Origin of the sequence: Pseudomonas sp. B21-012, from assembly GCF_024749305.1 — a bacterium.
Classification (GTDB): Bacteria; Pseudomonadota; Gammaproteobacteria; order Pseudomonadales; family Pseudomonadaceae; genus Aquipseudomonas.
Map to the genome: position 1 here is coordinate 2879821 of NZ_CP087197.1, position 24838 is coordinate 2904658.

At 57.0% G+C, this 24838-nt stretch carries 27 protein-coding genes and 3 pseudogenes; 13 read left to right on the forward strand and 17 right to left on the reverse strand.

What is annotated here, in order from left to right; genetic code table 11:
- Positions 1-7 precede the first annotated feature (7 nt).
- From LOY37_RS13055 to LOY37_RS13065, 3 genes are all read right to left on the reverse strand, one after another.
- Positions 8-553, reverse strand: a complete 546-nt coding sequence (locus LOY37_RS13055; protein WP_258717116.1) for a fimbrial protein — start codon at positions 551-553, stop codon at positions 8-10.
- 70 nt (positions 554-623) lie between these two features.
- On the reverse strand, positions 624-1184 hold the full coding sequence (locus LOY37_RS13060) for a fimbrial protein (RefSeq protein WP_258717117.1): 561 nt from the start codon (positions 1182-1184) through the stop codon (positions 624-626).
- Positions 1185-1352: 168 nt separating this feature from the next.
- Positions 1353-1979, reverse strand: a complete 627-nt coding sequence (locus LOY37_RS13065; RefSeq protein ID WP_258717118.1) for a response regulator transcription factor — start codon at positions 1977-1979, stop codon at positions 1353-1355.
- A 202-nt stretch (positions 1980-2181) separates the two neighbouring features.
- Here LOY37_RS13065 and LOY37_RS13070 point away from each other — a divergent pair, with 202 nt between their 5' ends.
- The gene (locus LOY37_RS13070; RefSeq protein ID WP_258717119.1) at positions 2182-3393 is read left to right on the forward strand and encodes an EAL domain-containing protein; all 1212 of its coding nucleotides are present in this window, start codon (positions 2182-2184) and stop codon (positions 3391-3393) included.
- A 100-nt stretch (positions 3394-3493) separates the two neighbouring features.
- Positions 3494-7123 (forward strand): transporter substrate-binding domain-containing protein, encoded by a 3630-nt coding sequence (locus tag LOY37_RS13075; protein WP_408980715.1) that lies wholly within the window; start codon positions 3494-3496, stop codon positions 7121-7123.
- Between the two features lie 47 nt (positions 7124-7170).
- Here the strand turns inward: LOY37_RS13075 and LOY37_RS13080 are convergent, their stop codons facing one another.
- The 4 genes and pseudogenes from LOY37_RS13080 to arsB all read right to left on the reverse strand — a co-directional run.
- Positions 7171-7395 (reverse strand): hypothetical protein, encoded by a 225-nt coding sequence (locus LOY37_RS13080; protein ID WP_258717233.1) that lies wholly within the window; start codon positions 7393-7395, stop codon positions 7171-7173.
- A gap of 340 nt (positions 7396-7735) precedes the next feature.
- Positions 7736-8053, reverse strand: a complete 318-nt coding sequence (locus LOY37_RS13085) for a hypothetical protein (RefSeq protein WP_258717121.1) — start codon at positions 8051-8053, stop codon at positions 7736-7738.
- 79 nt (positions 8054-8132) lie between these two features.
- Positions 8133-8591, reverse strand: a pseudogene (locus tag LOY37_RS13090) (NAD(P)H-dependent oxidoreductase); the annotation flags it as partial.
- Between the two features lie 4 nt (positions 8592-8595).
- Positions 8596-9420, reverse strand: a pseudogene (gene arsB / locus LOY37_RS13095) (ACR3 family arsenite efflux transporter); the annotation flags it as partial.
- 156 nt (positions 9421-9576) lie between these two features.
- On the opposite strand from arsB, the gene LOY37_RS13100 reads away from it, so the two are divergent.
- The 3 genes from LOY37_RS13100 (at position 9577) to LOY37_RS13110 (ending at position 11518) form a co-directional block, all read left to right on the forward strand.
- Complete coding sequence (locus tag LOY37_RS13100) at positions 9577-10119, forward strand: DUF3455 domain-containing protein (protein WP_115089609.1); 543 nt, start codon at positions 9577-9579, stop codon at positions 10117-10119.
- Positions 10120-10229: 110 nt separating this feature from the next.
- The gene (locus tag LOY37_RS13105) at positions 10230-10790 is read left to right on the forward strand and encodes a sigma-70 family RNA polymerase sigma factor (protein WP_195885995.1); all 561 of its coding nucleotides are present in this window, start codon (positions 10230-10232) and stop codon (positions 10788-10790) included.
- Entirely contained in the window at positions 10787-11518 is a 732-nt protein-coding gene (locus tag LOY37_RS13110) for an anti-sigma factor domain-containing protein (protein WP_115089610.1), read from the forward strand. The genes LOY37_RS13105 and LOY37_RS13110 overlap by 4 nt, the downstream gene beginning before the upstream one ends.
- A 184-nt stretch (positions 11519-11702) precedes the next feature.
- Here LOY37_RS13110 and LOY37_RS13115 read toward each other — a convergent pair whose 3' ends face one another.
- A complete protein-coding gene (locus tag LOY37_RS13115) occupies positions 11703-12473 on the reverse strand; it encodes an SDR family NAD(P)-dependent oxidoreductase (RefSeq protein WP_115089611.1) in 771 nt (256 codons plus the stop codon).
- Positions 12474-12610: 137 nt separating this feature from the next.
- On the opposite strand from LOY37_RS13115, the gene LOY37_RS13120 reads away from it, so the two are divergent.
- Genes LOY37_RS13120 through LOY37_RS13140 form a run of 5 tightly spaced genes read left to right on the forward strand, consistent with a single transcriptional unit; the run spans position 12611 to position 15712 of the window.
- On the forward strand, positions 12611-13159 hold the full coding sequence (locus LOY37_RS13120) for a chalcone isomerase family protein (RefSeq protein ID WP_115089612.1): 549 nt from the start codon (positions 12611-12613) through the stop codon (positions 13157-13159).
- 3 nt (positions 13160-13162) lie between these two features.
- Positions 13163-13699, forward strand: a complete 537-nt coding sequence (locus LOY37_RS13125) for a DUF3833 domain-containing protein (protein ID WP_115089613.1) — start codon at positions 13163-13165, stop codon at positions 13697-13699.
- Positions 13696-14001 carry a DUF6482 family protein gene (locus LOY37_RS13130; RefSeq protein WP_258717122.1) on the forward strand — a complete coding sequence of 102 codons (306 nt, stop codon included), beginning with the start codon at positions 13696-13698 and terminating at the stop codon, positions 13999-14001. The genes LOY37_RS13125 and LOY37_RS13130 overlap by 4 nt, the downstream gene beginning before the upstream one ends.
- Before the next feature lie 20 nt (positions 14002-14021).
- The gene (locus tag LOY37_RS13135; protein WP_408980716.1) at positions 14022-15536 is read left to right on the forward strand and encodes a cryptochrome/photolyase family protein; all 1515 of its coding nucleotides are present in this window, start codon (positions 14022-14024) and stop codon (positions 15534-15536) included.
- Entirely contained in the window at positions 15533-15712 is a 180-nt protein-coding gene (locus LOY37_RS13140) for a DUF2256 domain-containing protein (protein WP_115089615.1), read from the forward strand. The genes LOY37_RS13135 and LOY37_RS13140 overlap by 4 nt, the downstream gene beginning before the upstream one ends.
- Here the strand turns inward: LOY37_RS13140 and LOY37_RS13145 are convergent.
- The 7 genes from LOY37_RS13145 to LOY37_RS13175 all read right to left on the reverse strand — a co-directional run bounded on the left by LOY37_RS13145 (position 15653) and on the right by LOY37_RS13175 (position 21163).
- Positions 15653-16126 (reverse strand): DUF2878 domain-containing protein, encoded by a 474-nt coding sequence (locus LOY37_RS13145; protein ID WP_401293958.1) that lies wholly within the window; start codon positions 16124-16126, stop codon positions 15653-15655. The two genes, LOY37_RS13140 and LOY37_RS13145, sit on opposite strands and share 60 nt — an antisense overlap.
- Positions 16127-16143: 17 nt before the next feature.
- Positions 16144-17403 carry a cyclopropane-fatty-acyl-phospholipid synthase family protein gene (locus tag LOY37_RS13150; protein WP_258717124.1) on the reverse strand — a complete coding sequence of 420 codons (1260 nt, stop codon included), beginning with the start codon at positions 17401-17403 and terminating at the stop codon, positions 16144-16146.
- Positions 17378-18187, reverse strand: coding sequence for a DUF1365 domain-containing protein (locus tag LOY37_RS13155; RefSeq protein WP_115089617.1), 810 nt, complete (start codon positions 18185-18187; stop codon positions 17378-17380). Before LOY37_RS13155 ends, LOY37_RS13150 begins: the two co-directional genes overlap by 26 nt.
- Entirely contained in the window at positions 18184-19431 is a 1248-nt protein-coding gene (locus LOY37_RS13160; RefSeq protein WP_115089618.1) for an NAD(P)/FAD-dependent oxidoreductase, read from the reverse strand. Before LOY37_RS13160 ends, LOY37_RS13155 begins: the two co-directional genes overlap by 4 nt.
- A gap of 5 nt (positions 19432-19436) precedes the next feature.
- Positions 19437-20189: an SDR family NAD(P)-dependent oxidoreductase gene (locus tag LOY37_RS13165; protein ID WP_115089619.1), complete on the reverse strand. Its 753-nt coding sequence runs from the start codon at positions 20187-20189 to the stop codon at positions 19437-19439.
- Positions 20186-20608, reverse strand: a complete 423-nt coding sequence (locus LOY37_RS13170; RefSeq protein ID WP_115089620.1) for a nuclear transport factor 2 family protein — start codon at positions 20606-20608, stop codon at positions 20186-20188. Before LOY37_RS13170 ends, LOY37_RS13165 begins: the two co-directional genes overlap by 4 nt.
- A gap of 108 nt (positions 20609-20716) precedes the next feature.
- Positions 20717-21163 carry a PAS domain-containing protein gene (locus LOY37_RS13175; RefSeq protein ID WP_115089621.1) on the reverse strand — a complete coding sequence of 149 codons (447 nt, stop codon included), beginning with the start codon at positions 21161-21163 and terminating at the stop codon, positions 20717-20719.
- A 156-nt stretch (positions 21164-21319) separates the two neighbouring features.
- On the opposite strand from LOY37_RS13175, the gene LOY37_RS13180 reads away from it, so the two are divergent.
- Positions 21320-22219, forward strand: coding sequence for a MerR family transcriptional regulator (locus LOY37_RS13180; RefSeq protein WP_258717125.1), 900 nt, complete (start codon positions 21320-21322; stop codon positions 22217-22219).
- A gap of 310 nt (positions 22220-22529) precedes the next feature.
- Here LOY37_RS13180 and LOY37_RS13185 read toward each other — a convergent pair.
- Both LOY37_RS13185 and LOY37_RS13190 read right to left on the reverse strand, forming a co-directional pair.
- Positions 22530-23665 (reverse strand): IS3 family transposase gene (locus LOY37_RS13185; protein WP_223253821.1). Its coding sequence is split into 2 segments (ribosomal slippage): positions 22530-23413 and positions 23413-23665, totalling 1137 coding nucleotides; the frame shifts between segments, so codons are not numbered across the junction.
- Between the two features lie 117 nt (positions 23666-23782).
- A pseudogene (locus tag LOY37_RS13190) lies at positions 23783-23890 on the reverse strand (chromate resistance protein); the annotation flags it as partial.
- 211 nt (positions 23891-24101) lie between these two features.
- Here LOY37_RS13190 and LOY37_RS13195 point away from each other — a divergent pair.
- Together LOY37_RS13195 and LOY37_RS13200 are read left to right on the forward strand one after the other, a co-directional pair.
- Positions 24102-24407 carry a metalloregulator ArsR/SmtB family transcription factor gene (locus LOY37_RS13195; protein WP_258717189.1) on the forward strand — a complete coding sequence of 102 codons (306 nt, stop codon included), beginning with the start codon at positions 24102-24104 and terminating at the stop codon, positions 24405-24407.
- Positions 24404-24838 (forward strand): YeeE/YedE family protein, encoded by a 435-nt coding sequence (locus LOY37_RS13200; RefSeq protein WP_258717126.1) that lies wholly within the window; start codon positions 24404-24406, stop codon positions 24836-24838. Before LOY37_RS13195 ends, LOY37_RS13200 begins: the two co-directional genes overlap by 4 nt.

Below are 24838 nucleotides of genomic sequence, written 5' to 3' on the forward strand. Positions count from 1 at the left end.
ATACAACTCAGAAGTGCTGAATACGAAGTTTAATCGTCGCGTGAAAGTCGCCTGCTTCGAGTAAGTGACCAGTGCCTACCAGTGCGATAAAAAATCTAAGTGCCATACTGCCTGAGGGCATTGAATTGCCATCTAGCGCCACCCCAGGGCTAATCACCGTTCCGTGGTCATCCATGATCTGAATGCCAATACCCTTCGCACTACCGTGAACAGTAAATTGGGTTTGGTTATCTCCTTCGAACGTTACCTTGAAGGCGTTCAGGCCACGGCCTGCGAACTCGGCGCTCGAGGTCATGCAGCGGGTTATGTAGATATCCAATGGTTGCCGGATAGCGACTTCGCCGCTGACTACATTACTTATAGTTTCGGGATGCAGGGTGACTGTCTGGTTTTCATTACCCACTCGTATTGCACAGGCTGCATCAACAATGCTCCCGGCTAGATGCACGCGCCCTTTGAGCAACTGACCTAACGGAGGCTCAACGGCGCATGCATTGGTTGCCAGCAAGCACAGATGCAGAGGAATAAGCATTCGTACGGTTGCCCGAAACATCAAACCCTCCGCTAGCTTTTTCTGGATAGGTATTTCCTACTTACCAGAAATATCTGCGTGGTGATGCAGCTTACTGATAGGCCAGAGTGAAATTGGCGAAGGTCTCAAAATCACCCGGCACAATAACGGCGGCAACAGGGTCGCCCTTTTCTGGGGTAGTTTGATCACCTTGCAGATAGGCCTGGAACTGCAGGTAGGTATCACCGTTGGACAGCGATTGCGCAGGGGAGGCACTGCCGAGTTTAATTAGGTCGCCCTTGTTGTCGGCGATACCCAGGCTGACCCCTTTTGCAGTACCGTTGAGCGCCAGCATGTCAGAGTTGGCGAACGAAGGAGGGCCGGTAAAGGTGGCGGTGGCCGTTTTGATAGAACCCAGCTCACAGCCGCGTAGCTGGATGCGAAATGGAGTGGGGATGGACTTGCCACCGTCCTTAAGAGCCACGTTCGAAACTTGGTCCATTTCGATGGTCTGATACTGTGACTCTTGCGCAATGGTGCAAGGGGAGTCGATTATCGATCCCTTGAAAGTGATCACACCGTGGCCTTTATCTGCTTCTGCTGCACTTACAGCAACCGAGGTAGCTGCTAGGGCAATTGTGATCATCGCGCCAGTTAAGGTACTCAGTTTCATTTGATACTCCTAGATTATGTCCTTGAAGAAACCTGAGGTCTCTGATAGCTGCGGTATCGAAGTACCGTTGGGCCGGGGCTAGTCTAGGAGGCGAAGCAAACAAACTGAGTAGGAAGATTCCGTTGAATGCCTAGGAAATTTCCTAAGCAACAGAATATCGATGAAATATCACGGAATCAAGGCATTGCGCTTCGCGAATTCCGCAAGCTCCACAGTTGAACTTGCACCCAGCTTTTGAAGCAAGCGGGTCTTGTAAGTACTCACTGTTTTGTTGCTGAGGAACAATATGTCGCCGATGGCCTTGTTCGACAAGCCCATGGCTAGGTGTTGCAGCACGACCATTTCGCGGTCGGTCAGCAATCCGATCTGTTCGGCCTCTGTCAATTGATCCGACGGATTGACGCTGTCGTGAGTGAGGGTCGGGAAGAAGGAGTAGCCGGCAACTACCGCTTTCACTGCGCTGATAAGGTTGTTGAGATCTTCTTCTTTGTTGATGAAACCGCGCGCTCCCATCTGCATGCAACGCCGGCTGGCAGCATCAGCGGTTTGCGACGTCAGAACCAGTACCTTACTGGGTACCTCAAGCGCTTTAATTCGGGCGATCACCGTCAAGCCGTCGAGCCTGGGAATACCGATATCGAGGATCACGACATCTGGCTTATGCAAACGCGACAGCTGAATGGCATCGAGGCCGTTATCAGTTTCACCGATAACCTGCATGCCGTGCTTTTCCAGTAACACCCTAACGGCTAGGCGGATGACCGGGTGATCATCGACGATGAGGACGCTGTGCATAAATCATGATCCTTGAAAATGTGGCTTACATCAGCCAGGGGCAAACCTTTCGTCGTTGAAGGTTATCACCATTGGTAGAATAGGAAAGTGCTTATCACTTTAGGTCGTGTCGAGAAAATTCTCACGCCTCATAGGAAATTTCCTATCGATTGAGCGAGAATTCCTTCGCACACTGGCGCCCCTTATTTCCGGTGGTTCAGTGATGCAGGATTTGAATGTGCTGGTACTTGAAGATGATCCGTTCCAGAGGCTGATCACGGTGACGGCGTTAAGGCAACGGCTGCCTGGTCCGATTGCTGAAGCGGCCAGTGGTGATGAAGCCTTACAATTGCTCGAGAGCCGCGGCCCGTTCGATGTAGCTATTTGCGACCTCAAAATGGCTGGCATGGACGGCTTGGAGTTTTTCCGCCATGCCAGCGCCAGCGGAAAATTGCGGGCCGTGGTGCTGTGCAGTGAGCTCGAACCAATCCTGCGCCAGGCAACCGTCTCGATTATTCGCTACTTGGGACTGGAATTTCTCGGTGACCTGGGCAAGCCATTCTGCCTTGAAGGTTTCGCTGCGCTGTTGGGGGGTTATCAGACTGGTCGCAATCATGCGGCCCTACCTCTCGAAAGTGCTGAATTACCATCATTAGCTGATGTCCATCGCGGGTTGGACAACTGCGAGTTTGAAGCGTATTTCCAGCCTAAGGTGACTTTGCAAGGTCAGCGCCTGGTTGGCGTCGAGTTACTTGCGCGCTGGAACCACCCGCGGTTAGGGGTTCTGGCTCCGGTGCACTTCCTCCCAGTTATGGAGCAGCACAACCTGCTCCCACAACTGTTCTGGCAAATGTTCGAACAAGGCCTTGTTTTACGCCGGAATCTGTTGCGATTGGGCATGTCGATCGAGCTGGCGGTTAATCTGCATCCTTCGTTGCTGGAGGGGCATAGCTTGAGTGAAAATGCCGCGCTGCTGCTCGAGCGCTTTCAGGCGCCGGCCGCCAGTGTGCTGTTCGAGATTACCGAATCAGCGCTGATCAATGCTCCAGCTAGTAGCCTGGAAAACCTGGTGCGCTTACGCATCATGGGTTGCGGCCTGGCCATGGATGACTTCGGCGCCGGCTATTCATCGCTGGATCGTCTCAGTGAAATACCATTCAGCCAGATCAAACTCGATCGTGCTTTTGTATACAAGATGCATAGCCAGCCGAAAATTTCTGCGATCATAAGTTGCTCGGTAGCCTTGGCAGAGGCGCTAGGTATCACTCTGGTGGTTGAAGGCGTTGAGACGCAAGAGCAGGCACAGCGGCTGATAGATCTAGGCTGTTCCGTCGCCCAGGGTTTTTTATTCGCTCGACCGATGCCGGCTAGCCACTTTATCAACTACTGTATGAAAGTAGCTGCTGATCGCTTTTGCAGACTTGAGAACCGATGAGCGCGCCGGGATGATAGGTATCATGGCTGCCCCTTCTTGGTGCCTCACCCGACATACGTTGCAAATGACAGTCTCCCGTCCCTAGCTTTCTGAACTATTCATGCACCCACGAACTCTTTGTATCACCTTGTGCCTTTTACTGGCCAGCACCCCTATGTCCGCCGCGATGCTGCCGGTGGAGCCTCAAGTACTATCGAGCCAATTACGCATCGATCGCCACGATATAGCTATATCCAGCGAGGACTGGCATTGGTTGCGGCGCAAGGGCGAACTGGTCATCGGTGTTTCGGCCACTGAGGCCGCGCCATTCAGAGTTATTGACGACGACAATCAATATGAAGGTATAAGTGCTGACGCAACGGCATTGATCGCTCAATTGCTCGGCATGCAGGTGCGAGTTGTTCCATTCGGGACTGATCAGGACGCGCTGCAGGCGCTGCAAGCTGGCAGCATCGACTTGCTTAGTCGCCATGCCCGACAGGCTCCGATCGACGGACTGATTTTCAGCGAGCCCTATGCCCGCGACCGCCTGGCAATGTTCAAACGTAGCGATGAACCGCGGCATTCGCCCACTGATCTGGCCGGTCTGCGCGTCTCGGTGACGGCCGAACACAGCGCTGAGCTGCACAAGCGATTTCCACGCGCGGCGATCCGCGAGTACCCAGATCATGATCAAGCGATCGCCGCCGCCGCTTTTGGCCATGCAGATGTCTACATAGATGATGTGCTAAGCGCTTATTATCGGCTCAACCATGCCTTTTACGGCTACCTGCGTTTTGAGCGTTTTGCCGACGTGCCTGCAGGTGGCTATGGTTATGCCTTGCGCGACGACAACACACGCTTGCAATCCTTGGTCAACATTGCCATCGAGGCGATTGGTAAAGAGCAGTTGAGCAACCTCGCCAGTCGCTGGTTGGGCAACAGTTTTCTGCCCAACGACGAGCGTATAGCCCTGACGGCAGAAGAGTCTCGCTGGCTGGCGCGCCACCCAGTGGTGCGCCTTCAAATAAATGACGACTTGGCGCCGGTGGCCTTCTTTGATGCCAGCGGCACGTTCTCGGGGATGGCCGCGGATTTACTTGAGGTTGTAACCCTGAGTACAGGCCTACATTTTCAGGTGCAGTCTCGCAGTGGTAGCTACCCGCAACAGATTGACTCACTGCAAAACAAGCAAGCTGACATGGCGATCATGACCGCCAGCCCCGAGCGCAATGAGCTACTACGATTCTCTCGGCCGTTTCTGTCCAGCCGCTTTGTGCTCCTTGGCAAGCGCGGTCAACCGCATGACCTCGGGGATCTAGCCGGCAAGCGCCTAGCGGTCCCCAGCGGACTGGTTGGCTCGCAGGCGTTACGCAAACGATACCCTCAGGCGACTCTGATCGAAGCCGGTGCCTCGCTGGATGCAATGAACCTGCTATATGAAGGCAAGGCCGATGCCGCCGTAGCTACTCTTGTAACTGCCCGCTACTACATCGTGCGCTTGTTTCAAAACAGCCTCCGGATCAATGACTTGCTCGACATCGGTCCGGCAACGGCCAATTTCGCCATGGACCGCCGTGATGCCGAGCTACAGTCGATTCTTGACAAAGCGTTGCAAGACATTACGCCGGATGAGCTTACAGCGATTGCCAACCGATGGCGTTCGCCCCCGGGCATGAGTGGCGAGACCTGGCGTGATTATCAGCTGTTGATCACCGAAGTGGTTGCTGGCGCCGCTTTGCTGATCCTCCTGACACTGGTCTGGGTGCACTATTTGCGGCTGCAGATCCGCGCCCGAACCAAAGCCGAAAAGATGCTCAACGATGAGTTGCAGTTCATTGAAACCCTGACCGACAGCATGCCGCCGGCACTGTACGTGCGCGACCTAAACGGGCGGATGCTGTCGTGCAACCGCAGTTATCTGGCCAGCATGGGGCTGCGCGCCGAGCAGGTGCTGAACAAGACGGTGCATGAACTGCCCGAGGAGAGTGTGGAGGTACAGGCCAATTTCCACGAGCACTACCTGCAAGCCATACGCGATGGGCAGTCGCTCCAGTCGGTCCACAACCTGCTGCTGCAGGGCCGAGAGGTATGGATCGATCATTGGGTTCATCCCTTCCAGGATTCTCAGGGCGTTACCCGTGGGGTGATCTGCGGCTGGCTAGATATCACCGAGCACCGCCATCTAGTCAAACAGTTGCAGCAGGCCAAGGAGCAAGCCGACGGTGCGAGCCAAGCCAAGACTCGCTTTCTCGCAACCATGAGCCACGAGATCCGCACGCCAATGAACGCCGTGATCGGCTTACTGGAACTCGCCCTCAAGCGGTCACCCAGCCAGCCTATTGACCGGGCCAGTATTGAGATCGCGCACAACTCGGCGAGAAGCTTGCTGGAATTGATTGGCGATATTCTCGATATTGCCCGGATCGAGTCTGGTCGTTTAAGCCTGTCACTCAAACGCGCCAACCTGCGTGAGCTGGTCGAATCGGTGGCACGGGTATTCGAAGGCCTAGCGCGGCAGAAGCGCCTGAACCTGATGCTCGATATCGATGCTGCAATTAACCGTGACGTTTTGGTCGATGCCCTGAGGTTTAAGCAGATCCTCTCCAACCTGGTTGGCAATGCCATTAAGTTCACTGAAGAAGGCTTTGTCAAAATCAGCATTGTCGGCCACTTCAGTGAACCGTCGACAATCAACGTGCAGGTGGTTGTTGAGGACTCGGGCGTGGGTATTTGTCCTGGGGACCAACAGCGCTTGTTCCAGCCTTTTGTCCAGGCTCAACGCAATGTGCGCGACGCCGAAGGAGCTGGTTTGGGCCTAGTGATCTCCCGTTCGCTGTGTGAAATGATGGGAGGCACCCTGCAGATGAGTAGTGAGCCAGGGCAGGGGACCCGGATTGAAATGGAGCTGCGCTTGCAGGCACTGGAGCGAATCGATTCGGCGCCTGCGCCACTATTGGCAGTGACCAGCCAGCGACTGCGGCTACAAGTACTGGTGGTGGATGATCATCAAGTCAATCGCCAGGTCCTGCATCAGCAACTGAGCTTCCTCGGCCATGATGTCAGCGAAGCAGAAAATGGTCAGGCGGCGTTCAAACTATGGTCCGAGCAACTTTTTGACATCATCATCACGGACTGCCACATGCCGGTGATGACCGGTTCCCAGTTGGCCCAGGCCATCCGTCAGGCTGAAGGCAGGAAAGGGCTGGAGCCAATTTTGATTATCGGCCTGACGGCCGACGCCCAGCCCGAGGAGATCGAACTGTGTATCGAAGCGGGCATGAATGACTGCTTGATCAAACCCATTGCGTTGGAGGAGCTGGATGAGCGTCTGCTGGTATTGCAACAGGTGAGTAACGTTGAAGCGGAACAAGCAGGTTCGCAGATCACGGCGGGGCAAGTAGCCGAAACTTCAGCGCTGGTAGACTTGGGGCCACTGCAGCTGCTAGTCAGCAGCGAGCCGGTTAAGTTTCGCCAAATTCTCGAAGAACTAATCAATAACAACCGCAAGGACCACGCGCTGATGACGGTGTTGCTTAACAATCAGGAAAGCGAAAAACTTGTGGAATTGGCCCACCGCATTAAAGGCGCTGCGCGAGTGGTTAAGGGTGAGCAATTGGTGCAGTGCTGTCGCGAACTCGAATTGGCGTGTCTGGAGCCACAGGTGCATTTCCAGCAGCTCAAGCGTTGTGTGGAGAATGTTCAGCAAGCGATTATTGCACTTGAGCTGGCGTTAATGGCAGCGTATTAGCCCAGTCTCCATCTTGAACCTTACGTACCTCCAATATAACTTTCAGCCTATGGACTTGCCCCTACAAAACCGTTGAAATGCTCAAAGGCAATTGCCAGGTTACGCAACGCTGTTTCTCGATCCGGCTTGGGCATGTGCGCGACGTAATCCCGCTTGATCGTCTTCACGAAACTCTCCGCGTTGATCGCAGGCAGCAACTGAGTTTCACGGGCGCGACGCAGCAATCCCCGGAAACGACGATAGCCATGAAGCCCGGCTGAAATGCTGGGCATTCATTCAAAACCTTAACTGGTGTGCAAAATTACTTGACCAGTTCAGCATCAGCCGCTGGACGTTTTCAAAAGTCATGATTCGCTCAGTAGCCGTACTCGTTCAGCAATTTCTGCAGAAACTCACGCCGCCTTTGAACAATACTCAAAATGAGATAATCCCGGTCGGTGTCTCTCGTCGATAGGTGTCCAGTATCTACCAACACTGCTGAGCCACCTGAGCTACCAAGTGGCTAAAGTACCGTAACTGCGTTAGGACGCCTCTTTCGCCAAGCGCTGCATGTTGAGTGAACTCGTACTCAATCCTGCTCGGCTGAAGCGGTATCGCATGTACGCTGAGATATCACTCTACTTGGATAGAGCTCAACGCTGAGGGGATCATTACCGACCAAAATGGGGTTACAGAGCCAAAGGTAATCTCTGCGGCCAGCGTCACCTGTTTGTATGGACGCTCAGCTCGCTGTTCAGCCGCCTGCATACTTTGCTCAAAGGTTTCAAAAGCTATGGGGTCAATACCAGTCCCGTAGAACCTAAGGGAAATCTGTTCAAGGGCCAACTGCCGGAAGCCCTCCGGACAGTGTGGATGCCTGAACAATGGCTCAAAGCAGAACTCAATCAATTGGAGCATTACACCCAGGTTGCAGCGGTTCTGCATGAACATCAGACACACAAAATCCACGACTACTGGCACGGCCGTGTGGAACGTGAGATGCGCTTCAGCGAGGTAGCTGCGCAGGCGGTTGGTTGACCACGTTGAATGACTGCGAGCCACCGCAGACCTGCATCACCGGGAGGGTTTTGCCCTGCGTCGGCCGCACTGCACCCATGCTCAGCGGAATCCAGTTGATCTGCGACTTGAACACGCCGGTCATCGCACCGTGGCGTTCTGGTGAACACCAGACCATGCCTTCCGACCAGAGCACCAGGTCGCGCAGCTCTTTGACCATGGGGTGGTCGTCGGGTACGTCATCCGGCAGCGGCAGGCCCGACGGATTGAAGATCCGCGTCTCGGCACCGAAGTGCTCCAGCAGGCGGGCTGCTTCCTCGGTCAGAAGGCGGCTGAAAGAGCGCTCTCGGGTCGATCCATACAGCAGCAGGATGCGCGGTTTGTGAGTGGACTGCTGCTCGATAGCCAGCTTTTCGGAAGACGGCAGATCGATCAGATCACTGTCGATGTTGGGGATATGGTGTTCGGTCATGATTTCACTCCTGGGACAAGGCACCAGATGGCTGATCGAACCAGCGACGCTTGAGCCACAAGGCAACGCCGACCAGGGAGATCAGTACCGGTACTTCCACCAAAGGCCCGATGACGGTGGCAAATGCTACCGGCGAGGCAAGGCCAAAAGTGGCAATGGCCACGGCAATGGCCAGTTCGAAGTTGTTACTGGCAGCGGTAAATGCCAGCGCGGTGGTGCGTGGGTAGTCGGCCTCCAGCAGCTTGCCCATCCAGAAGCTGATGAAGAACATCACCACGAAGTAGATGGTTAGCGGGATGGCTATGCGCAGCACATCCAGAGGCAGTTGCAGCACCATGTCGCCTTTCAGGCTGAACATAGCGACGATGGTCAGCAGCAACGCCACGAGCGTCAGCGGGCTGATCTTCGGAATGAAGCGCTCCTCGTACCACGCGGAGCCCTTACGGCTGATCAGGATCTTGCGGGTCAGGAAGCCAGCCAGGAATGGGATACCCAGATAGATCAGTACCGATTGGGCAATTTCGATGAAGCTGGTTTCGATGATGCTACCTTCCAGCCCGAACAGCGGCGGCAGAAGGCCCAGGAAGATCCAGGCATACACGCTGAAGAACAGAATTTGGAAGATGCTGTTGAAGGCGACCAAGCCCGCAACGTACTGGTTGTTGCCGCCTGCAATCTGGTTCCACACCAGCACCATGGCGATGCAGCGTGCCAAGCCGATGAGGATTAGGCCGGTCATGTACTCGGGCTTGTCGGAGAGGAATACGACAGCCAACCCGAACATCAGCACCGGGCCAATCACCCAATTCTGAATCAGCGACAATCCAAGAGCTGACACTCACACCGGCAAGCGATCAAGGACTTGCTCTACGGCGTTAGTTGTACTGATATTTCTAATGTAACTGCATCCAGATCGACCTCCAGCGGGTAGTACAGGTAGTAGCCATCGCGCTGCTGAGCTGATTATCCTTCTGGAGAGGCTTACATGAACGCCATACGATTCCTCTGCATGACCAGTACTACGCTCGCTGTCACCTGTTTGTCACTCATGATCCCTGCGGCCTATGGACAGGCAAATCTGCCCGACAGCATCAAGGTTCCGGACGGCCACAAGACCGTACTGGAAGCCGTAGGCGTGGGCGAAATCACTTATGAATGCCGCGACAAAGCCAACGCCGCCGGCCAGACCGAATGGGTGTTTGTCGGGCCCAAGGCGGTGCTCAATGATCGTAGCGGCAAACAGATCGGCACCTACTTTGGACCGCCTGCCACCTGGCAAGCCAATGACGGCTCCAAAGTCACCGGGACGCAACTGTCTGTTGCCCCTTCAAGCACCGGTGACCTCCCTTATCAGTTGGTCAAGGCCAACCCAGCTGAAGGCAAAGGCGCGATGAACGGTGTCAGCTATATCCAGCGGGTGGCCGTCAAAGGCGGCGTAGCCCCCAGTAGCGAATGCTCCGCCGCAAACAAGGGCAAACAAGAGATGGTCAAATATCAGGCTGACTATATTTTCTGGACAGCCAATTAAGCCAGCGATTCAGAGCAGCCTGACAGCGCACAAAGTCGTCTACGCTGCTCTGATCGAACTCCAGCTATACGGCTGGGGGCTACCCCTTGCTGACGGCGGAAAAATTGTCCTTGCCCGAGCCCGGTTTTGACTATGAATCCTGCCTGATTGCCTGCGCCAGAGGCGACCAGCAGGCACTACGGGATTTATATGAGCAGGAAAGTCCTCGGCTTTTGGGTGTCGCCAGGCGCATTGCGCGTGACAACGTTCTGGCCGAAGACATCGTGCACGATGCCTTTATCAGGATCTGGACCCGTGCCGCCAGTTTCAACCCGGCAAGAGGCTCAGCACGTGGCTGGATTTTCAGCGTGACGCGGCACCTGGCGCTTAATTTCATGCGTAATGGCGCCAGGGAAGTACAGGTCAGTGAGCAGAGCGAAACGGCGTTGCACGCTTCAGCCTCCATGGAGGCATCGCTAGAGACTGCGCAAACCTTCGATTATCACGGCCATTCAGGGCGCATTTATACCTGCCTTGAGCAACTGGAGCCGGCGCGGCGCACCTGCATACTTCATGCGTATGTCGACGGCTATTCGCATGCACAAATCGCACAGAAACTGGGTACACCACTGGGGACGGTCAAAGCCTGGATCAAACGCAGTCTGGTGGCATTGCGGGAGTGCATGGGATGACCGAGACCCCTCAAGATGAAAGCCCGGACGACATCGACGCGCTGGCCAGTGAGTATGTTCTGGGCACGCTGCAGGCCGAGCAGCGCATCGAAGTACAAAAGCGTCTGGCCCAAGACACTGAACTACGATCCGCTGTAGATGCTTGGGAGCAGCGCTTATACCCGTTGACTGAACTGGTTGAAGCGCAATCGCCTACGCCACGCCTCTGGGAGCGTATCGAGCGCAGCGTGAACAGCATTGAGCGACAAGCACCACGAGCAACGGCCGCCGCACAGCCGAACTCATGGTGGAACCGTCTTGCACTATGGCGTGGGCTGGCGGCGACAGGTCTTGTCGCATCGCTGTTGCTCGCAACCGCACTCCTGACCCAAACCGCTCAGATGAAACCGATCACCTACCTGGTCGTTCTGGTGGCGCCACAAAATCAGACGCCCGGCTGGGTGATTCAGGCGAGCAGTCCACGGGAAATCCAACTGATACCTTTGGGGGGCACGCAAGTCCCTGCCGACAAAGCACTTGAGTTCTGGACCAAAGCCGACGACTGGCAAGGACCGGTATCTCTTGGATTGGTCACACCTGGACAAACACTTTCTGTCCCTCTAGATAAACTGCCACCGCTGGAGCCCAACCAGCTCTTTGAACTGACGCTGGAAAGTCCCACTGGATCGAAGACTGGCAAACCCACAGGACCGGTGCAATTCATCGGCCGTGCCGTGAAAGTAATCTGATGGTCCCTCCAGGCTTGGTTGTAGTTGTCTGCTCCGGGTCCAAGCTGGATGAAACGTTAGAGCGAGATTGATAGTCATAACTGCAACCTAAATCGCGCTCCTACTCTAATTTCAGGCCCTGTTGGCAAACTGGATGCTGGTAGGTTTCATGCAACGCTTTCTGCTGTGACAAAGGCAGGGAGGTTCACCAGGCGACCGGCTGATGGTCCCATGCCCAGAAAGTGCCGCTGTGAGCTGGCCCGTGCCGAGCGATTAGTTCGAGGATGCACTGCGCGGCAAACGCAGGCGCGAACAGTTTGTCTGGCGGTACATTGGCCTGGAACGGTTGAGAAAGGCGGGTAGCCGTCGTGCCGGGGTGTAGCGCCAGCACCGTCGACGCGGGGTTCAGCCGCTTCAGTTCGATACTGGCGGTGCGCAACAGTTGGTTGAGCGCCGCCTTGCTGGCCCGGTAGCTGTACCAGCCACCCAGACGGTTGTCGCTGATTGAGCCGACTCTCGCCGAAAGCGCGGCGAAGGTCGTAGGCTGATGCAGCAGCAGCGGGAAGAGGTGTTTAAGCAGTAAGATGGGGGCAAAGCTGTTGGTGACGAAACTGGCCTGCAGGCTTGCTAAGTCTAACTGCGCAAGTTTTTTTTCCGCCCGTGCTGGAGCGTCGTGCAGCACGCCCAGTGTGCTGATCACTAGATGCAAACACTCGCAAGTTGCGCCGATATGACGAGTCAGTTTCTCCAGCGACTTTTCGTAGCGGGCGTCGCAATTGATGCGTATCAAACGCCGGCCATGTTGCCGGGCCAACGCCTCCAGACCCGCGCTGTGGTTAGCCTGACGCGAGACAGCAAACACCTGCCTAACGTCATCACGCGCTAGCAATTGTGAGCAAAGCGCAAGACCGATGCCTTCGCTGGCGCCGCAGACAAGAGTGTTTGCTGCCACAGCTAGATTGGTGATCAGCGTCATATTGCTCTCCCGGCAAGATGTTGCCGCGGTATTAACCCCCGGGTCATACGAAATTGATCATCACCTTCGATATTTGTACTCAAAACTGTACATTAAAATATACTTGTACAGTATTTTCTCTTCCCGGTGTCCCGCACATGGCAAGCAGAACCTCAGCACTCAGCCTATTCGCCTTGGCCTTTCTTATGACGATCACACAGCCTGCATTGTCAGACTGGAGGCCTTCGCTTTCAGAGGCGCGCGTGGTCGGCAGCGGCGAATTCACCTGGTTCGGCCTGCGTCTTTACACCGCCCGCCTGTGGAGCGCCGGTGCTGCATGGAGCTGGAATGAGCCGTTCGCCCTCGAGCTGATCTACCACCGGGCATTGACCCGGGAAACGTTGGTGCAGGCCAGCATTGATGAAATGCAGCGCCTAGCTGACCGTCCAATGGCGAGGGAAACCGTGAAGCGATGGTCAAAAGCGATGCAGGAAGCGTTTGTGGATGTGCGCCCGGGCATGCGCATCACCGGTCTGTACCTACCGGGGCAAGGTTGCCGATTCTATGTCGATGGCCAACTCAGCCTTGAAGTGACCGACCCGGCCTTCGCCCGTGCTTTCTTCGCCATTTGGGTTGATCCGCGGGCCCGTGATCCACAATTGCGCCAGCGCCTGCTCGGGCTGGCCGGGAGCGACCGAGGAGACTGAAATATGTACAAAGTGCTTCTGTTGATCGGCTGCTTGCTACTAGGTAGTTGCGGAAACGTCGGCGTTGAGCGCTACGCTGGGGAGCATCCACGCCTCAACCTGGTGGAGTTTTTCTCGCGGCCGGTGCAGGCCTGGGGCATGTTCCAAAAGCGCTCGGGGGAGGTAGTCAAGCGCTTCCATGTGCGTATCGACAGCCGCCGCGAGGGCGAACGACTGATCCTCGACGAGCATTTTCTGTACAGCGACGGTACGCGCCAGCAGAGAACCTGGACCCTAACCCCGGACGGCCCCAGTCGCTGGCGCGGCACCGCTGGTGACGTGATTGGCGAGGCCATCGGTGAAGTAGCGGGTAATACGTTGCGCTGGCGCTACCGCCTGGACCTGCCTGTTGATGGGCGGAACTGGGAGGTGGACCTGGATGACTGGATGTACCTGATGGACGATGACACCCTCCTAAACCGCTCGAGCATGAGCAAACTCGGTGTGGAGATTGGGCAGATAACCTTGTTCTTCCGCCGCTTGCCGGAGGGCACACCATGAACCTGAAGCAGCTGATCAAGTCGGCGAGCGCTCGCGATATCAATGAGCTTGAAGTTCTGTTACTTGAAGGGGGCTTTAACGTGTTGCGCGTGTTGACCGACACTGGGCCCTATTCCTTGTGCGACGCGAACGGCGAAGTTTTTCGCCTGCGCTCGACCACCGAGCTGCGGCAATTTCTGGCCGATGTGCTTCCAGTGCCGTGCATGCTGGTGCAGTATTTGGTGCACGAGGAAATATGCGGCCAGCGCGGCGGTCCTGTTGCCCCGCTGCGGGTGCCGTTTACGCTAACCAGCCAGTGGTAGCGCAGGGGAGGCGCCTGGGTTTGGTGCTGGGCGATCAGCTGTCTTTTGACCTGGCGGTGCTGCGCGCCCTGGACCCGGCACGCGACGTTCTGCTGATGGCTGAGGTCGAGGGTGAAGCACGCTATGTGCCGCATCATCCGCAGAAGATTGTGCTGATACTCAGCGCAATGCGCCATTTCGCTCAGGCCCTGCGCGAGCGAGGCTGGAATGTGCACTACCAGCAACTGGATACGCCGGGCAACAGCGGTAGTATCGCCGGGGAGCTACAGCGGTGGCAGGCGTTACTGCATGCAGACGAGGTGCATGTAACCGAATGTGGCGAGTGGCGGCTAGAACAGGCGTTACGTGATGCCGGGTTGCCGCTTGTGTGGCATCGTGACACCCGCTTTCTATGTTCGCGCGAAGCCTTCGCGCGTTGGTCCGCTGGCCGCAAGCACTTGCGAATGGAGCACTTCTATCGGGGAATGCGCAAGCGTTGTGGCCTGCTGCTGGAACCTGAAGGAAGCCCTGCCGGAGGTGCCTGGAATTTTGATGGCGACAACCGTAAGCCACTGCCGCGTGGTCTGCGCGGGCCAATTCCCGCACAATTTGCTCATGATGCGATCACAGCGGCGGTGGTGACATTAGTACGTGAGCGTTTTGCCGACCATTATGGTGCAGTCGATACCTTTGACTACCCGGTCACTCATGACCAAGCACAGCAGCTCTGGGAGCACTTTCTTGAGTTCAGTCTTGCGGCCTTCGGTGACTATCAGGATGCGATGGCTGAGGGCGAACCATACCTTTTTCATGCACGCATCAGTGCAGCACTGAATATCGGCCTGCTGGATGTGCGCCGGCTGTGTGACGATGTCGACCGAGCCCGGCGCGAGGGGAGGGTACCGCTCAACGCCGCCGAAGGCTTTATCCGCCAGTTGATCGGTTGGCGCGAGTTTGTGCGGGGTATCTACTGGCTACGCATGCCCGAATACGCGGCGCTGAATTACTTGGGCAACGACCGATCGCTGCCCGAATTTTATTGGACGGGGCAGACCCGCATGCGCTGCATGGCCCAGGTGATTGATCAGACCCTGGAGTTGGGCTACGCGCATCATATCCAGCGACTGATGGTCACCGGTAATTTCGCGTTACTGGCCGGCATCGCGCCGCCCGCGATATGCGAATGGTACCTGGCCGTGTACATGGATGCCTTCGACTGGGTCGAGCTGCCCAATACACTGGGCATGGTGATGCATGCAGATGGTGGTTACCTTGGCTCGAAGCCCTATTGCGCCAGCGGCCGTTATATTCAGCGCATGTCCGACCATTGCAAATCTTGCAGCTACAAAGTCGAACACGCCGTGGAGGAGGACGCTTGTCCGTTTAATGCACTCTATTGGCATTTCCTCATCCGTCATCGCCAGTTACTGTCGAAAAACCCTCGACTGGCATTGGTCTATCGCAGTCTGGATGGCATGTCGTCGACCCGGCGCGATGCGGTGTGGCTACGTGGCCAGAGGCTGTTGGCACACCTGGATGCGGGGGAGTCGATATGAACAAGCGATTGTTGCCGAGCAAGTTCTGCGTCGTGTGTGGCTTGCCGTTCACCTGGCGCAAGCGTTGGGCACGCTGCTGGGAGCACGTTCGCTACTGTTCTGAGCGCTGTCGCCGCTCAGCGCCACGACGCGACCCGCACGGCGAGGGGCAAGACCAGCGCCCAGATCGGCGCTAGCAGCAGGCCTGTGCCGACGTGCCCCATCGGCAGATCAACACCTGTGAGCCTGGCACCGGCCAGATATGCCAGCGGGCCACTGAACATGCCCACCAGAGCCGCCCGCCAGTAGGGGCGTCCTGTCCAAGCCAGGCTATGGCGCAAGCCGCTGGCTAACACCAGCCACAGTAATGCCAGCCACACAGGCAAGGGCCGCTGGTCAAAGCTGAACACCCCCACAGAGCCCAACAGAGTGTCCAGCAAGCACCCTGCAAGTGCCACGCGCAAAAGCGCACGCACTTCGGCGCTACGCTCCTGACAAAGGCGCAGGTGTAAAGCTAGTCCGATCGGCACAATGAGCAGAAGCCATTGAACGTGTGCACCCAAGACGCATGCCCACCAGCCGACCTGAAGCCAAAGGGCATTGCCGATCATCCACCCGCGGCCCAATTTTACGTGCCCGGCAATGGCGCCCGGCGAGCCCGCGGCGTAGCCCACAGTAACTGCGCCACGCCGATCGCGCGCTCTTCAAAGCCGCCTTGGCAGTAGCACAGGTAGAACTCCCACAAGCGCTGGAAGGTGTCGTCGTAGCCCAGTTCCGTCAGCACCGTCCGCGTTTGACGCAAGTTGTCATGCCAATGACGTAGGGTACGCGCGTAGTCCAGACCGAAGTCTTCGAGGTGTACCAGGTTCAGCGCGGTCTGGCGGCTAGCGGTTTCGAGCATCACGCTCAGCGAAGGTAGCGCGCCTCCGGGGAAGATGTAACGTTGGATGAAGTCCACCGAGCGGCGGGCCAGTGCATAGCGCTGGTCGCGAATGGTGATGGCCTGTAACAGCATCAGGCCATCGTCTTTGAGCAACGACTCACACTGGCGAAAATAGGTGGGTAGATAGCGGTGTCCGACGGCCTCGATCATCTCGATCGATACCAGTTTATCGAAACGTCCGCGCAGATCACGGTAATCCTCGCGCAACACCGTAATACGTTGCTCCAGGCCCAGCGCCTTCACACGTTGGCACGTATAAGCGTACTGCGCGTCGGAGAGTGTCGTGGTGGTAACGCGGCAGCCGTGGCGGGTAGCGGCATGGATGGCCAGGCTGCCCCAGCCGCTGCCAATCTCCAGAAGATGCTCGTGGGGTTTGAGCTCAAGCTTCTGGCAGATGCGTTCCAGCTTGTTCAGCTGGGCCGCTTCAAGGGTCTGTTCGGCACTGTCGAACTGTGCGGCGGAGTACATCATAGTCGGGTCGAGCAAACGCTCGAACAGGGCGTTGCCCATGTCGTAATGGGCGAGAATGTTGCGTCGAGCGCCTCGTCGGCTGTTCCGGTTGAGCCGGTGCAGCAAGCGCAGGACCGGGCGCCCGAGTCGAGACAGGCCTGCCTCCATGGCGTCGAGGACATCGAGGTTGGCAACGAACAGACGGGTCACAGCCGCTAGGTCAGGACTGCGCCAATAGCCGTGGATATACGCTTCCCCAGCACCAATCGAGCCATTACCGGCGATCAGGTTCCAGGTCGCGTCTTCGAGGATCTCCACCTCGGCTTGCAACTGACTCGCCGGGTCGCCGAAGCTCCACTGCTGACCCTTGCTGAGCACGCGTAGATGTCCTTGGCTCAACCGCCGTAACTGAGCGAGCACGGTGTTTCGGGTGAGGCCGCCCAGGAATGGGGTGATGCCTGTTGACTTGCTAACGCTCAGAGTGGGATTGGACATGATCGGGGTCCTTGCAAGGTTTACCGAGCACTAGGTTGCCCTGGCCGGCAGTGTGGTCGTGAATGGGGGTGCGCTTGAGCAAGAGGCGCAAGGCTTGCCAATAGATGGATGAAACGGTGCGTAGGCTCATCCACGGAAAAGCCAAAATGTGCCGATGCAAGGTGGCGCGATTGAGCGGCTGGCGTTGCAATGCTAGATCGGCCTCGAACACTTTGTGCCCCGCACGCCAGTTCTCCATATGGATACGCACGCGTTGCTCATCGAGGAAGAAATGCAGGCGATAATCCATATCCAGCGGCATGAACGGCGAGACGTGGAACGCTTTGGCCATGGCGAATGAGCGTCCCTGACCCTCCTGTACCGGCAGCACGTAGTGAAAGCGTTCGCGCCAAGGTGTGTTACGCACCTCCAGCAGGATTGCTGCCAGGTGCCCGTCAACGTCATGGCAAAAATAGAAGCTCACAGGGTTGAACGACAGCCCCCAGCAGCGTGGTTGGGCGAGCAATTGCACGGCACCTTCGGGGCGCTGTCCGGTGGCTTGCTCCACTAATAGACGCGCGGCCTGCGCCAATGATTCTCCATCACGGGTCAGCCCCGGCAGGTAATCGGTTTCGCGCCAGCTCAGGGGCGCAAACCGCGACCGGCCCAGCCAGGGAGAGAGACCTGTTAGCCAGGCCTGCTCATCCAGATCCAGGTAGAACAAGCCGATCCGGTAGCGGAATGCATGGTGGTGCGGGGCCATCCGGCGGTGGCTGACCCAGCCCTGGCACAAACTGCTGTTCACAGGCGCTCTCCAAAGTGCTCGGCCACTTTAAGTGCGCTGAGCACCCCGTCCTCGTGAAAGCCATTGCCCCAGTAGGCTCCGCAGTAGTAACTGTTTTGCCTGCCCTGTAGTTCGCCGTGGCGGGCCTGGGCTATCAATGCTGCGAGGCTGTATTGGGGGTGGGCGTATTTGAAGCGGGCCAGAATCTGCGCGGGATCCACCAGCGCGGTCTGATTGAGGCTCACGCAGAACGTTACCGGCGCTTCGATTGCTTGAAGGATGCTCATGTTGTAGGTCAGAGCCGCGGGGGCCTGTTCCTCGCCGCCCAGGCGGTAGTTCCAACTGGCCCAGGCCTTGCGCCGGCGCGGCAGCAGTCGGGTGTCGGTGTGAAGCACTACGTCATTGCTGGCATAGGTGATGGCGCTCAACACCGAGCGTTCGGCCACGCTGGGTCTTCCCAGCAGGGCCAGGGCCTGGTCGCTATGGCAGGCAAACACAATGCTGTCGAAACGCTCCATGCCCGCCGCGCTGAAGAGGGTTACGCCGCCTTCGTCACGCTCGACCCGCTTGACCGGACAGTTCAAGCGGATGCGCTCGGCAAAGGGCCGGCACAACGGCGCCACATAGCTGCGTGAGCCGCCCTCGATCACCCGCCACTGCGGACGGTGGCTCACCGATAACAGGCCGTGATTTCGGCAGAAGCGCACAAAGAACTGCAAGGGAAAAGCGAGCATGTCGGCAAGTGACATAGACCAGATTGCCGAGCCCATGGGCACGATGTAATGGTCGATGAAGCGTTGCCCATAGCCCTGTGTCTTAAGGTAGATACCGAGGGTCGTTTCACTATCAATGCGCTGGTTGTCCAGATCGGCCAGAACCTCGCGGTTAAAACGCAGGATATCCTTCAGCATGCCCCAGAATCCGGGGGACACCAGGTTACGACGCTGCGCGAACAACGTGTCCAAGCCATGGCCGTTGTATTCGAAACCTCTACGTGGGTCATGCACTGAAAAGCTCATCTGCGTGGGCTGCGAGGCAACCTTTAGATGGTCGAGCAAGCGGATGAAGTTTGGGTAGGTCCAGTCGTTGAACACGATGAACCCGGTATCCACCGCGTACCGCTGGCCTTGCCATTGCACATCGACTGTATGGGTATGGCCGCCGATCCAATCGGCGGCCTCAAATACCGTCACCTCGTGCCGGCGGGACAGCAGGTAGCTGCAGGTTAGTCCAGCGATGCCGGTGCCGATGATGGCGATACGCATGAGTTTTAGTCCTTTGGGGCACGCACCAGGCGCTGGCAAAGCTTCAGTCGCCAGCGCACCGGCAGGGCGCCGATCACGCGCAGGCCCAGCGTAAATGCAGTGGGGAAGTTAATTTCCAGCGGGCGTCGCGGCAGGCGTGCAGTGATATGTGCGGCGGCACGCTCGGTGGTCCACAACTGAGGCATGGGGAAGTCGTTGCGACGGGTCAACGGCGTATCGACGAATCCAGGGCTGACCAGCGTTACGGCAATACCTTCATTGATCAGGTCGAAGCGAAGCGATTCCACCAGGTAGCGCACGGCCGCCTTGGAGGCGCCATAGGCTCCGGCACGAGGGAGCGACAACCAGGTCACCGCACTGCCCATTACGACCAGGTGCGGGCGCTCACCGCGATGCAGCAAAGGGATGGCCGCTGCAATACAGTGGCTTACACCAAACAGGTTGGTGCGCACCACACGTTCGACCAGTGCCGGGTCGAAGAGTCCTGGTTCGAGGTATTCGCACGTTCCGGCATTGAGGATGACCAGGTCCAGCGCCCCCCAGGTGTGCTCGATCTGTGCGGTGATCCTGGAGACCTGCTCAGCGCAATCGACATCGCCGACGGCCGCCAATACCTGCCCCGGATATCGTTGCATCAAGTGCAATAAGCGGTTGGCATCACGTGTACCCAAGGCAACCCGGTGCCCTTGGTCCAGCAATTGGACGGCAAGGGCAGCGCCGATTCCGCTACTTGCCCCCGTCAGCCAGCAACGGCTCATACCAGCCGGCCCTTGAGCAAGCGGATAGCGCCGCCCATGACTGGTACGTGCTCGTAAAGCAGTGCACCTGCGTCAAAGTAGTCCTGGTGGAAGTGAACACGCTCTTGCCACTTGAGAAAACTGCAGCCCTGCAGACTGATCAGCCTGCCATTGGCGAGTCGGGGGTGGCGGAACTCTAGCGTCCAGCGCAGGTAGCCCTGGCCCGGCTGAACTTCGTCCGCGCCGGCGATAACGTAACGAATGTCCTGTGCGTTGGCGTAAAGCTCGGTGAGGTAGCGACGAAGCGCTGCCAGGCCATCGATCTGATGCAACGGATCACGGAACGTTACGTTATCGCTATACAGTTTTTCGAGGCTATCGAGGCTCCGCCCATCAAGGCTGGAGAAGCGCTCCGCGAAATACTGCAGATAAGTGGACATGCAAGGCTCCCGAAAATCCTGTACAACAGTGAAATTCTGTACAGATATAAGAGGAGCTTACGTCTAAATCTATACAAGTCAACGGCCCTGTATAGATTTGTTGCAAGGTCAGCCGTTGCCTGATGCGAGTTGTCGACGCAAATCGACTATCTCTGCCTCCAGTTCGCGGACCCGCTCTTCGGCGAAGACCTGTGCCGTAACATCACGCTGGATGCCGATGTAGTAAGTCAGTTCATCGGCATCGTTGTGTACGGGGGTGATAGACAGCTCATTCCAGAACAGGCTGCCATCCTTGCGATAGTTGCGCAGCACTTGGCAACACGGGCGCCCTTCGCGAATTGCCTCGCGGATGGCTGCGATACCTGGTTGGTTGTGGTCCTGGCCCTGGAGGAAGCGGCAATCCTGATAGAGGATGTCGTCCGTGGCGTAGCCGGTGAGGCGCTCGAAGGCAGGGTTGGTGTAGATCAGGATGCTGTCGTCGCCTTCCTGCTCGGCGACGACGATGCCATCGTTGGAGCTCTCGACCATTAATTGCAAGAGTTTTGCGTCGATCATGTGGCCCACCCACTCAAGTAGCGTTTTCGGTATGCGCAGCGTAGACCTTTGTGCTGGAAGGCTAAGGTGCGGTTGTCGATATCATGATGGAAGAACGATCGCCGTAGAAGGTTGGTATGGGTTTAGAATGTGCAACCGCCCTGATGATCACTTGCGATGACTGAAGCGACCTCCACCGATTTGCTGCCCATGCGCGATGTCGTCAACTTGACTGGCATAAATCCAGTGACCCTGCGCGCCTGGGAACGTCGTCATGGTTTGATTCGCCCCCAACGCACCGAAGGCGGGCACCGCCTGTACACGGCCCAGGATGTACAGCGCATACGCGACATACTGCGCTGGACCGGTAGTGGCTTGCCGATCAGCAAGGTGGGTGAGTTGCTCGCACGCCAGCACGACGAAGTCGCCCGCCCGCCCGGGCCGCAGACCGATTCCATTGAGCATTGGCGCGCTGCTGTACTACGAGCGACGAAAGCATTCGACCGGCAGGCGCTCGAGGGCATTCATGGTCAGCTTTTCACCTTGTACCCCAAGGCTACGGTGTTGCTCGATGTGCTGATGCCGGTCTGGCGCAGTCTGTTGTCTGGCAGCGCTTTCGGTCAGCGTAGCCAATGGCTGTTCCTCGATACTTTTCTGCGAGCTCGCCTATTGCTACGTCTGCAACTAAATCAACTCGGTGCCCCATGTGTGTTACTGGCCGGCATTGAAGGAAGCGCTGAGCTGGATTTGCTGAGCAACGGCTTACTTCTCAGTAGTGAGCGGTGGCGTATCGAGGTGTTAGGCAGTGGGCAGCCGCTCGAGGAACTGCCATTGTTGTGCGCGACCCTCCAGCCTGCAGCACTTGTGCTCGCACTCCAGGGGCCCGTAAACACGGCACTGGCGAAGAAGCTATGTTCCTTACAGATGGACATTGCCTGTCCACTTGCATTGATTGGGGACGGGTTGCCTGACTCGATTGCAGTTCTGCACGATATTCCGATCGCGCTTCTGGATCAGCGAAACGTTGGAGCTAGTTTGAAACTGGATGCATTGCTCAGGGGCGCTTTGGAGCTTTGACTGACCGCTCAAGGGCCTTAGACGTTGCGCTGCCTGTTGCCTGACTATGTTCTTCAACCCGTTCGACTGTTTAGTGCTCGCGCGTTGAACATAGCGGATTGTCGGAGTGTAGTGTGAGCGGGGAAAGAGTCGCTCATCTTCGGTCTATTGATCTGGTATCTGCGAGAATTGCTGCATCAGCGGTGCCTTGGCGCGCGTCAGCACCATGACCACGCGTACCTGGTTCTCCGGTACGTCGAGGACGGCGCAGTCCACAATGTGCGGCGAGGCTTGATTGGACTACCCCCATTCCAATAGACATTTTCCGGCCTCATAACGAGGCGCTTTCAAAGGCCTCAGGACTAACGCCGCCCAGGTGACTGTGGCGGCGGGTTCGGTTGTAAAACATTTCGATGTAATCGAACACATCGGCCCTGGCCAAGTCACGGGTTTTGTAGATGCGCTTACGGATCCGTTCTTTCTTCAAACTGCTGAAAAACGATTCGGCCACGGCATTATCCCAGCAGTTGCCACGCCGACTCATGCTCTGCTCAAGGTTATTGGCCAAGCAAAAGCGCTTCCAGTCATCACTGCCGTACTGGCTGCCCTGATCGGAATGCACCAGTACGCGCTCCTTGGGCCTACGGCGCCAGAGCGCCATCAATAACGCGTCCAGCGCGAGTTCACGGGCCAATGTCGGCTTCATCGACCAGCCCACGACCTTGCGCGCATAGAGATCCACCACCACGGCCAAATACAGCCAACCCTGCCATGTGCGGATATAGGTGATGTCGGTCACCCAAGCCTTGTTGGGGGCATCAACTGTGAATGCTCGGTTGAGATGATTGGGTGCAATGATCGACGGCCGCCCGGCAATTGGGCGCGGCGCCTTATAACCCCTCAACGCCTTTATCCGGTTGGCACGCATCAACCGCGCAACGCGGTGTTTGCCGCAACTCTCGCCGGCTTCCCGCAAGTCGCCATAGACGCGTAGAGCACCGTAAACCCCTCGGCTAGCCGCATAGGAATCGCGAATCAGTTTCAGCAAGCGGTCGTTGTCCTGGTCGCGCTCAGAAACGGGCTTGTGCAGCCATTGGTAGAACCCGGCACGAGCGATCCGCAATACCCTGCACATCGTGGTAATTGCATACTGATGACGATGCTCGTTCATGAAGCGGTACTTCACTCGGGCTCTCTGGCAAAGTACCGCGCGGCTTTTTTTAAGATATCCCGCTCTTCTTCAAGGCGGCGCATTTGGGCCCGTAGCCGCAGGATTTCACTCTTGGCTTCGAGCAATTCGCTGGCCTGCTTTTCTGATTTATCAGGGGTGACGGCGCTGACCCATTTATAGAGGCTGTGCGTCGAGACGCCGAGGCGTGCGGCAATCTCCGCGACTGAATAGCCGCGTTCAACCACCTGCCTGACCGCTTCCGCCTTGAATTCCGGGGTGTATCGTTGGGTACTCATAGACTTCCTCCTATGCTCAAAGCATAGGCCGGGGATGTCTACCTTTCCGGGGGCAGTCCAAGCATAGGCCGGGGATGTCTACCTTTCCGGGGGCAGTCCAAAGAGCTTGCAAGGTGTCTAGAAAGCCCGGGGCGATTCAGTTGTCAGTTGATCGTCATCGCCGATGCACTCTCTCAAGCCGGCGAGGACACGCTCGATACCCGGTGCCTCGGAAGGTTGGTTTCCTCGGCATTCGTGCTGTTGGCTGCGCTAATTTCTATTGGCCTTCCAAGGCATGGGCAGGCCCTTTGAGACCTTCGGCACCAACGTCGCCGGGGCATATCGTCGGAACCTGATCGGTCGTGGTACTTGCAGGTTTTGTATAATATTATATTATTTTATATAATATATTTAGATCTATCATGTGAGCGAGATTACAGTCATAGAAGAACTGGCGATGGATGTTCAGCAGTTAAGCGGCAACACCGAAGCAGCAGCTCAGTTGCTTAAAACCCTGGGAAATCCAGAGCGACTGCTGTTGCTATGCCAGTTGTCTGAAGGTGAGCGCAGTGTAAGTGAGCTGGAGTCCCTGCTTGGCATTCAGCAGCCCACCTTGTCTCAGCAATTAGGGGTTTTGAGGCGCGAAGATCTGGTGGCGACAAGGCGTGAAGGTAAGCAGATTTTCTATCGCATCGATAGTCCAGCTGCCCTGGCGGTGATTAAAACCTTGTATCAATGGTTCTGTGCGAAGGAGCCGAAATGACTATCGACTGGGCCAATTTCACACCTTGGTCGGCCTTGCTCGGCGGTGCGTTGATCGGGCTTGCCGTGAGCCTGTTTGCACTTGTGAATGGCCGTATTGCCGGTATTAGCGGGCTGCTGGGCAGTTTGCTGCAAAAGAAGGGCGAGGGCAGAGGCGAGAAAGCACTGTTTCTCCTGGGGGTGTTGGTAGCCCCCCTAGTGTGGTGGTTATTTGCGGGTCGGCCGGTCGTACAGTTTCAGACAGACTGGGTAGGGTTGCTTGTGGCCGGTTTGCTGGTTGGCCTGGGAACACGTTGCGCGGCAGGTTGCACCAGTGGGCATGGTGTCTGTGGACTGGCGCGTCTGTCGCCTCGTTCACTTGTCGCAACACTGTGCTTTATGTGCGCGGGATTTGCAGTTGTGTTCGTTAGCCGTCACCTGGCAGGAGTATGA

What these genes read in the sequence shown, in the direction of transcription:
- LOY37_RS13125 (WP_115089613.1), top strand. Translation starts at nt 13,163, where the DNA reads ATGTACAAAGTGCTTCTGTTGATCGGCTGCTTGCTACTAGGTAGTTGC.
- LOY37_RS13055 (WP_258717116.1), bottom strand. Translation starts at nt 553, where the DNA reads ATGTTTCGGGCAACCGTACGAATGCTTATTCCTCTGCATCTGTGCTTG.
- LOY37_RS13065 (WP_258717118.1), bottom strand. Translation starts at nt 1,979, where the DNA reads ATGCACAGCGTCCTCATCGTCGATGATCACCCGGTCATCCGCCTAGCC.
- LOY37_RS13175 (WP_115089621.1), bottom strand. Translation starts at nt 21,163, where the DNA reads ATGATCGACGCAAAACTCTTGCAATTAATGGTCGAGAGCTCCAACGAT.
- LOY37_RS13100 (WP_115089609.1), top strand. Translation starts at nt 9,577, where the DNA reads ATGAACGCCATACGATTCCTCTGCATGACCAGTACTACGCTCGCTGTC.
- LOY37_RS13085 (WP_258717121.1), bottom strand. Translation starts at nt 8,053, where the DNA reads ATGTTCATGCAGAACCGCTGCAACCTGGGTGTAATGCTCCAATTGATT.
- LOY37_RS13160 (WP_115089618.1), bottom strand. Translation starts at nt 19,431, where the DNA reads ATGCGTATCGCCATCATCGGCACCGGCATCGCTGGACTAACCTGCAGC.
- LOY37_RS13195 (WP_258717189.1), top strand. Translation starts at nt 24,102, where the DNA reads ATGGATGTTCAGCAGTTAAGCGGCAACACCGAAGCAGCAGCTCAGTTG.
- LOY37_RS13150 (WP_258717124.1), bottom strand. Translation starts at nt 17,403, where the DNA reads ATGTCCAATCCCACTCTGAGCGTTAGCAAGTCAACAGGCATCACCCCA.
- LOY37_RS13165 (WP_115089619.1), bottom strand. Translation starts at nt 20,189, where the DNA reads ATGAGCCGTTGCTGGCTGACGGGGGCAAGTAGCGGAATCGGCGCTGCC.
- LOY37_RS13130 (WP_258717122.1), top strand. Translation starts at nt 13,696, where the DNA reads ATGAACCTGAAGCAGCTGATCAAGTCGGCGAGCGCTCGCGATATCAAT.
- LOY37_RS13060 (WP_258717117.1), bottom strand. Translation starts at nt 1,184, where the DNA reads ATGAAACTGAGTACCTTAACTGGCGCGATGATCACAATTGCCCTAGCA.
- LOY37_RS13180 (WP_258717125.1), top strand. Translation starts at nt 21,320, where the DNA reads ATGACTGAAGCGACCTCCACCGATTTGCTGCCCATGCGCGATGTCGTC.
- LOY37_RS13170 (WP_115089620.1), bottom strand. Translation starts at nt 20,608, where the DNA reads ATGTCCACTTATCTGCAGTATTTCGCGGAGCGCTTCTCCAGCCTTGAT.
- LOY37_RS13140 (WP_115089615.1), top strand. Translation starts at nt 15,533, where the DNA reads ATGAACAAGCGATTGTTGCCGAGCAAGTTCTGCGTCGTGTGTGGCTTG.
- LOY37_RS13070 (WP_258717119.1), top strand. Translation starts at nt 2,182, where the DNA reads ATGCAGGATTTGAATGTGCTGGTACTTGAAGATGATCCGTTCCAGAGG.
- LOY37_RS13075 (WP_408980715.1), top strand. Translation starts at nt 3,494, where the DNA reads ATGCACCCACGAACTCTTTGTATCACCTTGTGCCTTTTACTGGCCAGC.
- LOY37_RS13080 (WP_258717233.1), bottom strand. Translation starts at nt 7,395, where the DNA reads ATGCCCAGCATTTCAGCCGGGCTTCATGGCTATCGTCGTTTCCGGGGA.
- LOY37_RS13115 (WP_115089611.1), bottom strand. Translation starts at nt 12,473, where the DNA reads ATGACGCTGATCACCAATCTAGCTGTGGCAGCAAACACTCTTGTCTGC.
- LOY37_RS13145 (WP_401293958.1), bottom strand. Translation starts at nt 16,126, where the DNA reads ATGATCGGCAATGCCCTTTGGCTTCAGGTCGGCTGGTGGGCATGCGTC.
- LOY37_RS13120 (WP_115089612.1), top strand. Translation starts at nt 12,611, where the DNA reads ATGGCAAGCAGAACCTCAGCACTCAGCCTATTCGCCTTGGCCTTTCTT.
- LOY37_RS13200 (WP_258717126.1), top strand. Translation starts at nt 24,404, where the DNA reads ATGACTATCGACTGGGCCAATTTCACACCTTGGTCGGCCTTGCTCGGC.
- LOY37_RS13110 (WP_115089610.1), top strand. Translation starts at nt 10,787, where the DNA reads ATGACCGAGACCCCTCAAGATGAAAGCCCGGACGACATCGACGCGCTG.